The following is a 7729-nucleotide window of genomic DNA, read 5'->3' on the forward strand; positions in this document are numbered from 1 at the left end:
GCATGGAAGACCTCTGTTTCGTGAAATGGGTTCTGTCGTAAGTCCCACACTTCACTCAGAGGTCTTCCCCTATGTCCAGCAGACCCGCCGCGCGTACTCAATCTCCGTGGTCAGTACAGCTAGGCGCCTCAGCCGGGCATCATGCCAAAGGGGGCGCGTTCAGCTTCGAGCGTTGGCCGGACGGACGTCCGCCGGGTAATACTGCCACAGGTCCCGGTTGGTCAGCATGGCACCCAGAACTGGCTGGGACGGGTCCGCTGAGCCGCCCACCTGCCGGGCGAGCAAGGTCAGCTGTCGGCCGTCGATCAGCTCGATGCCGGCTTGACCGGCATACTCCCTTGCATCGCTTGAGTAGTCGCTGGTCGTCACGAAGATCATCCCCTGTGCACGCGCGGTCACGTTCGCCCCGACGAGCTTCTGCAGGTCAGGCCGTCCGACCGTGGTGGTGGTGTAGCACTTGCACTCGGCGATATAGTGCACGCCACCGCGCTCCAGCACGAGGTCGTAGCCGCCGTCCCGCGTCTTCGACGTCACTTGGGCCAGGTACCCTGAACTACGGAAAAGTCCGGCGCAGTAGTGCTCGAAGCCGGTGGGATTGCCGGCGAATCTGGCGGCGATCTGCGCCGCGCTCCGGAGGTCGCCGAGCAACCGTTGGCGGCGCTCGGAACTCCGGCCCTTGTCCTGTTCTTCCAGCGTCCAGGCGACGCAGTGGCCGGCCTCGCGGGCCTGCCTGCACAGTTCGTAGACCCGGAACGGGTTGCGGCTCCTGACCCGGTACCTGCCGAGCGCCAACGTGCTCCAATCCCGTATCAGCGCGTTTCTGGAGCGTCGCCGGTCGCGGGTCCCGTCCCGATTTGGGTAGAGCCACCTGGGGAAAGAGAGAGTCATCTCACCTTCCGGCACCCGGTATCCCAACCGGATCCGGATCCCGTGCGGGACGTCTGTCAGGCCGAACTCGGCGCTCAAGCCGGCCCGCAGCATCGACCCCACGATCCAGTTGCCGAGGTAGCCGAAGCCGACCAGCAGCAACACCACCACGACTAGGACCAGCCACGCCTGCGGCTCCAGCGCCACCAACCGATCGACCAGGTCCCCGAACCACGCCTGCACGCCGCATCGCCTCCTGCCGGGATGCTAGCGCCCAGCTGCCGTGAAGCAGCGCATTGGGGCATGTCGCCGGCCAGGCGGCGCTCGGGCGTAGATAATCGGTACCCAGGCCCGGATAGTGCTCGCCTTTCGCCCCGGAAACGGGCAGTTTCCGTACTCGTGGCTGGAAAGTGCTCAAGGGGTGGCGCGTGGCGCGGGCCGGTGACGAGACGTTGCGCGGGCGATGAGGGGTGCGTGGTGCGGGTGAGGACGCATGGCGCGGGGTGGGGGCCGCCGACCAGGCGAGGGGACGCATGAAGGCGGACAACGGAGAGGTCGAGCCAGCCGACGGGAGGCAGGGTGGATGAACGACAGCCTGAACGGCCGCAATTGCGGCGAACTCTGGGCCTGCTCGCGCTCGCACTTGCCGTGCCGCTGGTGGTGGTCATGGTGAACGCCTCGCTCCAGCGCCAGCTGATCTACTACCCCGACACCTCCCCCGCTGGGTCGGCCGCCGCCGCCCTCCCGGGCGCCGAGGACGTCGTCCTCACCACCGAGGACGGCCTCGAACTGGACGCCTGGCTGATGCCGCCGGACACCACCGATCGTGGCGTGGCGGTGCTGGTCGCGCCGGGCAACGCCGGCAATCGGGCCGGCCGGGCACCGCTGGCGTCCGCGCTCGCGGCACAGGGATTCACCGTGCTGCTGCTGGACTACCGAGGCTACGGCGGCAACCCGGGCTCACCGTCCGAGCAGGGCCTGGCGATGGACGCCCGGGCCGCCGCCACCTTCCTGTCCCAGCGCGGCTTCGCCCGCGGCTGCACCATCTACTACGGTGAATCGCTCGGCACTGGGGTGGTCGCCCGGCTGACCACCACCCACCCACCCGCGGGTGTGGTGCTGCGCTCCCCGTACCCGAGGTTCGCCGCGGTGGCGAAGGTGCACTACCCATGGCTGCCGGTCGAACTGATCCTGGTCGATCGGTTCCCGGCGCGTGACAACCTCTCCGCCTCTGATGTTCCGGTGGTCGTGCTGGCCGGGAGTGCCGACGACATCATCCCGTCCCGGCTTTCGGAGGAACTTGCCGAGGGCGTGGGCAACCTGCACGCGAAGGTGATCGTTGCCAACGCCGGCCACAACGATCCGATCTGGCACGGGCCGTTCCTGGCCGAACAGGTGGCGAACCTTGCCGACGAAGTCGCACGAAGCTGCAGATGAGCGGGAATAACCCTGATTGTTCCATGGTTGAGTGGAGTGGACTCAACCTTGCGACTTGAGTGCGTTAGACTCAACAAGTCACGCAGCGTCCAGTTGAGCTCGTCAGACTCAAGAACATTAGCAATAGTCGCCGTGTTGGTGACGAAGAAGGAGACAAAGATGGCTCGTGCAGTAGGTATCGACCTCGGCACCACCAACTCGGTGATCGCGGTCCTGGAGGGTGGCGAACCCACCGTCATCCCCAACGCTGAGGGTTCGCGCACCACCCCGTCGGTGGTCGCGTTCACCAAGACCGGTGAGGTGCTCACCGGTGAGGTTGCCAAGCGCCAGGCCGTGACCAACCCCGACCGGACCATCCGCTCGGTCAAGCGCCACATGGGCACCAACTGGTCGAAGGACATCGACGGCAAGACCTACAAGCCCCAGCAGGTCAGCGCCTTCGTGCTGCAGAAGCTGAAGCGCGACGGCGAGGCCTACCTCGGTGAGCCGATCACCAACGCAGTCATCACCGTTCCCGCCTACTTCGGCGACGCCGAACGCCAGGCCACCAAGGAAGCCGGCGAGATCGCCGGCCTGACCGTCGACCGCATCATCAACGAGCCGACCGCAGCCGCGCTGGCCTACGGCCTCGACAAGGCCGACCAGGAGCAGACCGTGCTGGTCTTCGACCTCGGCGGTGGCACCTTCGACGTCTCGCTGCTCGACATCAGCGAGGGCGTTTTCGAGGTGAAGGCGACCAAGGGCGACCCGCGGCTGGGCGGCGACGACTGGGACCAGCGGATCATCGACTGGCTGGTGACCCAGTTCAAGAACAAGACCGGTATCGACCTGGCCAAGGACAAGATGGCCGGCCAGCGGCTCAAGGAGGCCGCCGAACGCGCCAAGATCGAACTGTCGCAGGTGCAGGAGACCGAGATCAACCTGCCCTACATCACCGCCGGTGCCGACGGCCCGCTGCACCTCGAGGAGAAGCTGACCCGGTCTGAGTTCCAGCGGATGACCCAGGACCTGCTCGACCGCTGCAAGGGCCCGTTCCAGTCGGTGCTGGCCGACTCCAAGGTCAACGTCAGCCAGATCAACCAGATCATCCTGGTGGGCGGCTCGACCCGGATGCCCGCCGTCCAGGAACTCGTCCGCGAGCTGTCCGGCGGCAAGGAGCCCAACAAGACCGTGAACCCGGACGAGGTGGTCGCGCTCGGCGCGTCCCTGCAGGCCGGCGTGCTGAAGGGCGAGGTCAAGGACGTGCTGCTGCTGGACGTCACCCCGTTGAGCCTCGGCATCGAGACCAAGGGTGGCGTGATGACCAAGATCATCGAGCGCAACACCACCATCCCGACCAAGCGGTCCGAGATCTTCACCACCGCTGAGGACAACCAGCCCTCGGTGATGATCCAGGTGTACCAGGGCGAGCGGCAGTTCGCCCGCGACAACAAGTCGCTGGGCAACTTCGAGCTGACCGGCCTGATGCCGGCCCCGCGCGGGCTGCCGCAGATCGAGGTCACCTTCGACATCGACGCCAACGGGATCGTGCACGTCTACGCCAAGGACATGGCCACCGGCAAGGAGCAGTCGATGACTGTCACCGGCGGGTCGGCGCTCGGCAAGGACGAGATCGACCGCATGGTCGCCGACGCCGAGGCCCACGAGGAGGCCGACCGCAAGCGCCGCGAGAGCGTCGAGATGCGCAACGAGGCGGACGCGTTGGCGTTCCGCACCGAGAAGTTGCTGGACGAGAACGCCGACAGGATCCCCGAGCACGTCAAGACCCCGGTGGTCGACTCGCTCGGCGTGTTGAAGGAGGCCCTGAAGGGCACCGACAACGACGATGCGGTGCGGGCTGCCATGGAGGACCTGAACCAGAAGGCCTCCGCGATGGGGCAGGCTGTGTACCAGGCCAGCCAGGCCGAGCAGCAGGCCGCCCAGGCCCAGCAGGGTCCGACCGACAGCCACTCCGCAGATGATGACGACGTGGTTGAGGCCGAGATCGTCGACGACGAGGACAAGAAGGACTGATATTGATGACCGAACCGGTGGAACAGGGGGTCGACCAGACCGCCGACCAGGCGCCTGAGGAGACCGAACTGGCCCCGACTCCGGACCAGGAGGCCCCGGCGCAGGCCGGGGCCACCGACCCGACGGCCGACGTGAGCGAACTCGAGGCCCGGCTCAGCGAGCGGACCGAGGACCTGCAGCGCGTCCAGGCCGAGTACGTCAACTACAAACGGCGCGTGGATCGTGACCGGGCGCTGGCGCGGCAGGGCGGGACAGAGGCCGTGCTGCGCGACCTGATGCCGGTCTTCGACGCCATCCTGGCGGCCGAGCAGCACGACGAACTGACCGGCGGCTTCAAACTGACCGCCGACGAACTGGTCAAGGTCACCAAGTCGTACGGCTTCGACCACTTCGGCAAGGTTGGCGACGAGTTCAACCCCCACCTGCACGAGGCATTGATGCAGGTGCCCGATCCGGACGCCGAGACCATGACCGTGCACGAGGTGATGCAGGTCGGGTACCGGCTCAACGACCAGGTGCTGCGTCCGGCCCGGGTCGTGGTCGCGGTGCCGCAGGAAGCCGAGCAGGACCAGGAATAGTGCACTGACGCTGGGAAGGAGGTGGGCGAATGAGCACCAAGGACTGGCTGGAGAAGGACTACTACAAGATCCTCGGCGTGCCCAAGGACGCTAAACCGGAGCAGATCAAGAAGGCGTTCCGCAAGATCGCCCGTGAGAACCATCCTGACCAGCATCCCGGCGACAAGAGCGCCGAGCAGCGCTTCAAGGAGGCCTCCGAGGCCCACGACGTGTTGAGCGACCCCGACAAGCGCCGAGAGTACGACGAGCAGCGCAGCCTGTTCGGGTCGGGCTTCCGCTTCCCCCGCGGTGGCGGCGGCACCCCCGGCGGCGGAGGGGGTTCGGCAGAGGACATCTTCCGCGGCATGGGGGACGCCGGTCTGGGCGACCTGCTCGGCAACCTGTTCGGGCAGGCGGGTGCTGCCGGCGGCACTCGCCGCACCACCACGCGTGGGCCGCGCCGCGGCTCCGACGTGGAGGGTGAGGTCACGATCGGCTTCAACCAGGCCGTCGAGGGTGAGACCGTCGGTGTCCAGATGGCCAGTGACGAGGCCTGCCCGGCCTGCCGGGGGACCGGTGCCAGGGCGGGCACGATGCCGCGGGTATGCCCGACCTGCCAGGGCTCGGGCATGCAGCAGGCCACCGCGGGTGGTGTCTTCCAGGTCACCGAACCCTGTCGCGACTGCCGCGGCCGGGGCCTGATCGTGGACGACCCGTGCGAGGTCTGCCACGGCAGCGGCCGCACCCAGAGCCGGCGCACCATGCAGGTCCGGATCCCGGCTGGGGTCACCGACGGCCAGAAGATCCGGATCAAGGGCAAGGGCAGCCCCGGCGAGAACGGCGGCGCGCCCGGTGACCTCTACGTGGTGGTGCACGTGCGTCCGCACCCGGTCTTCGGACGCCAGGGCGACAACCTGACCGTGACCGTCCCGGTCACCTTCAGTGAGGCCGCACTCGGCGCCGAGGTGGAGGTGCCCACCATGGGCGGCGGCAGCGTCAAGCTCCGCATCCCGGCCGGTACCCCCAACGGCCGGACCTTCCGCATCCGCGGCCGCGGGGTCACCAAGTCCACCGGTGAGAAGGGTGATCTGCTGGCCACCATCGACGTGCAGGTGCCGGGTCACCTGTCGGACGCCGCGCGGGCGGCGCTGCAGGCCTACGCCGAGGCCGCTCACGAGCCCAATCCCCGGGCCCAACTGTTGGCGGGTAACCGATGAGCGCTGACCGACTTCCCCAGTTGATGGACGCCGACACGCCCATCTTCAGCATCTCGGTTGCCGCCGACCTCGCCGACATGCATCCCCAAACCCTGCGCACCTACGACCGCCTGGGGTTGGTCGTGCCCAGCCGCGCGAAAGGCGGCGGCCGGCGGTACTCCCCTCGGGACGTGCACCGGCTCCGGCTGATCCAGCGGCTGTCGCAGGACGAAGGGGTGAACCTCAACGGGATTCGCCGGATCATCGCGCTGCAGACCGAGCTCGAGGCCGCCCGCCGGCGGATCGACGAACTCACCGAGCTGGCCCGCTCGCTGACCGAGTCCCGGGAGCAGCGCGGCCCGCGGGTGTTCAGCGCCGGCACCACCGGATACGTCTCGCAGGGTCGGATGGGCCGCCAGCCGCGGGCGCTGACCGCCCGGATCAGCCCGCCCGGCGTCGCCTGAGGTGCTGACCCACCAACCGGATCAGCGCAACCGCAGCGGGTTCCACATCCCGGGCTCAGCCAGGGTGTCCATGGCCGCGTGCGCACCGTCCTGGTCGACCGAGATGGCCACGACCAGCAGCGAGAGCGTCGGGTAGTCGGGACGGTTGTCGCGAATGATGGCCCGCGGATCCTTCGGTCCCCACTGCGCTGACTCGGCCAGGATGTCCAGCCAGTCGGTCCACCATGGCTCGCCGCCGGTGTCGGCGGCCGAGAACCGCGGTAGCCAGGCCTGGATCCGTTCATAGTCCGGGTCGTCGACCTCGCCGTGGCTGATCATGTGGGTGCCCGGCGACAGTTCCAGCCGGGTGGGGTCGCCGCCCTGCCATGAGGTGACGGTCGCCCGTCCGGGTTCGGCCACCACCAGGTTGAAGCCGAGCGTGGTCAGCGGGTCGGGCAGTGGCCGACCCAGCACCGCGTCCAGCACCAGGTGCCCCCGCGAGGTCGGCCGTTCGACGTCGGCTCCGCCGGACTTGTTCACCAGAACCGCCATCCGGCCGCCATCCACCGCCAGCCACGCCCCACCTGCCAACTCGTCCTGGACGCCGCGGACGCCGGGGTAGTCGGGCCACCAGTGGCCCAGCGGACGCCATGGTCGTCCCGGATCCTCATCCCGCACAGCCAGCACCCGGACCGGCCCACCGTCGGTGTCCGGGACGCGAATCACCACCGTGCACATGCCGTACAACGCTACCCGGCCGTTTCGGTGATGAGACAATCGCCGGCATGGAGATCGTTGTTGGGGTGACCGGCGGTATCGCCGCGTACAAGGCCGTGCACCTGGTCCGGCTGCTGATCGGCGACGGGCACAACGTCCACGTGGTGCCGACCGAGGACGCCCTGCGGTTCGTCGGCCTGCCCACCTGGGAGGCGATCTCCCGCAACCGGGTCACCACCTCGGTGCACGACGACGTGCCGCAGGTCCGGCACGTCGCGCTCGGCCAGCGGGCCGACCTGATCATCGTCGCCCCGGCGACGGCGAACACCCTGGCGTCGATGGCCGCCGGGCTCGCCGATGACCTGCTGGGCACCACGCTGCTGGCGAGCCGGGCGCCGGTGCTGGTGGCCCCGGCCATGCACACCGAGATGTGGCTGCACCCGGCCACGCAGGCCAACATGGCCACCCTGCGCACCCGGGGCGTCCACGTGGTCGGTCC

8 protein-coding genes are annotated in these 7729 nt (G+C 68.4%); 6 read left to right on the top strand and 2 right to left on the bottom strand.

Annotation, left to right across the window (positions count from 1 at the left end; translation table 11 throughout):
* Nucleotides 1–159: 159 nt before the first annotated feature.
* Nucleotides 160–1110, bottom strand: coding sequence for a restriction endonuclease (locus WBL05_RS04520; RefSeq protein WP_424224037.1), 951 nt, complete (start codon nucleotides 1108–1110; stop codon nucleotides 160–162).
* 336 nt (nucleotides 1111–1446) lie between these two features.
* Between WBL05_RS04520 and WBL05_RS04525 the strand changes: the two genes are divergently transcribed.
* The 5 genes from WBL05_RS04525 (at nucleotide 1447) to WBL05_RS04545 (ending at nucleotide 6534) form a co-directional block, all read left to right on the top strand.
* Nucleotides 1447–2304, top strand: a complete 858-nt coding sequence (locus WBL05_RS04525; RefSeq protein ID WP_424224038.1) for an alpha/beta hydrolase — start codon at nucleotides 1447–1449, stop codon at nucleotides 2302–2304.
* Between the two features lie 159 nt (nucleotides 2305–2463).
* A complete protein-coding gene (dnaK, locus tag WBL05_RS04530) occupies nucleotides 2464–4317 on the top strand; it encodes a molecular chaperone DnaK (RefSeq protein WP_424224039.1) in 1854 nt (617 codons plus the stop codon).
* Nucleotides 4318–4322: 5 nt separating this feature from the next.
* Entirely contained in the window at nucleotides 4323–4895 is a 573-nt protein-coding gene (gene grpE, locus WBL05_RS04535; protein WP_424224040.1) for a nucleotide exchange factor GrpE, read from the top strand.
* A gap of 29 nt (nucleotides 4896–4924) precedes the next feature.
* Nucleotides 4925–6091 carry a molecular chaperone DnaJ gene (dnaJ, locus tag WBL05_RS04540; RefSeq protein ID WP_424224041.1) on the top strand — a complete coding sequence of 389 codons (1167 nt, stop codon included), beginning with the start codon at nucleotides 4925–4927 and terminating at the stop codon, nucleotides 6089–6091.
* The gene (locus tag WBL05_RS04545; RefSeq protein ID WP_424224042.1) at nucleotides 6088–6534 is read left to right on the top strand and encodes a heat shock protein transcriptional repressor HspR; all 447 of its coding nucleotides are present in this window, start codon (nucleotides 6088–6090) and stop codon (nucleotides 6532–6534) included. The genes dnaJ and WBL05_RS04545 overlap by 4 nt, the downstream gene beginning before the upstream one ends.
* A 21-nt stretch (nucleotides 6535–6555) precedes the next feature.
* On the opposite strand, the gene WBL05_RS04550 is transcribed toward WBL05_RS04545, so the two are convergent.
* Nucleotides 6556–7251, bottom strand: coding sequence for an NRDE family protein (locus tag WBL05_RS04550; RefSeq protein ID WP_424224043.1), 696 nt, complete (start codon nucleotides 7249–7251; stop codon nucleotides 6556–6558).
* 47 nt (nucleotides 7252–7298) lie between these two features.
* On the opposite strand from WBL05_RS04550, the gene WBL05_RS04555 reads away from it, so the two are divergent.
* Nucleotides 7299–7729, top strand: a 431-nt coding sequence (locus WBL05_RS04555; RefSeq protein WP_424224044.1) for a flavoprotein, incomplete at its 3' end; no start/stop codon positions are given.

The organism is Brooklawnia sp., from assembly GCF_049651565.1.
Lineage (GTDB): Bacteria > Actinomycetota > Actinomycetes > Propionibacteriales > Propionibacteriaceae > Brooklawnia.

What these genes read in the sequence shown, in the direction of transcription:
- dnaK (WP_424224039.1), top strand. Translation starts at nt 2,464, where the DNA reads ATGGCTCGTGCAGTAGGTATCGACCTCGGCACCACCAACTCGGTGATC.
- grpE (WP_424224040.1), top strand. Translation starts at nt 4,323, where the DNA reads ATGACCGAACCGGTGGAACAGGGGGTCGACCAGACCGCCGACCAGGCG.
- dnaJ (WP_424224041.1), top strand. Translation starts at nt 4,925, where the DNA reads ATGAGCACCAAGGACTGGCTGGAGAAGGACTACTACAAGATCCTCGGC.
- WBL05_RS04545 (WP_424224042.1), top strand. Translation starts at nt 6,088, where the DNA reads ATGAGCGCTGACCGACTTCCCCAGTTGATGGACGCCGACACGCCCATC.
- WBL05_RS04550 (WP_424224043.1), bottom strand. Translation starts at nt 7,251, where the DNA reads ATGTGCACGGTGGTGATTCGCGTCCCGGACACCGACGGTGGGCCGGTC.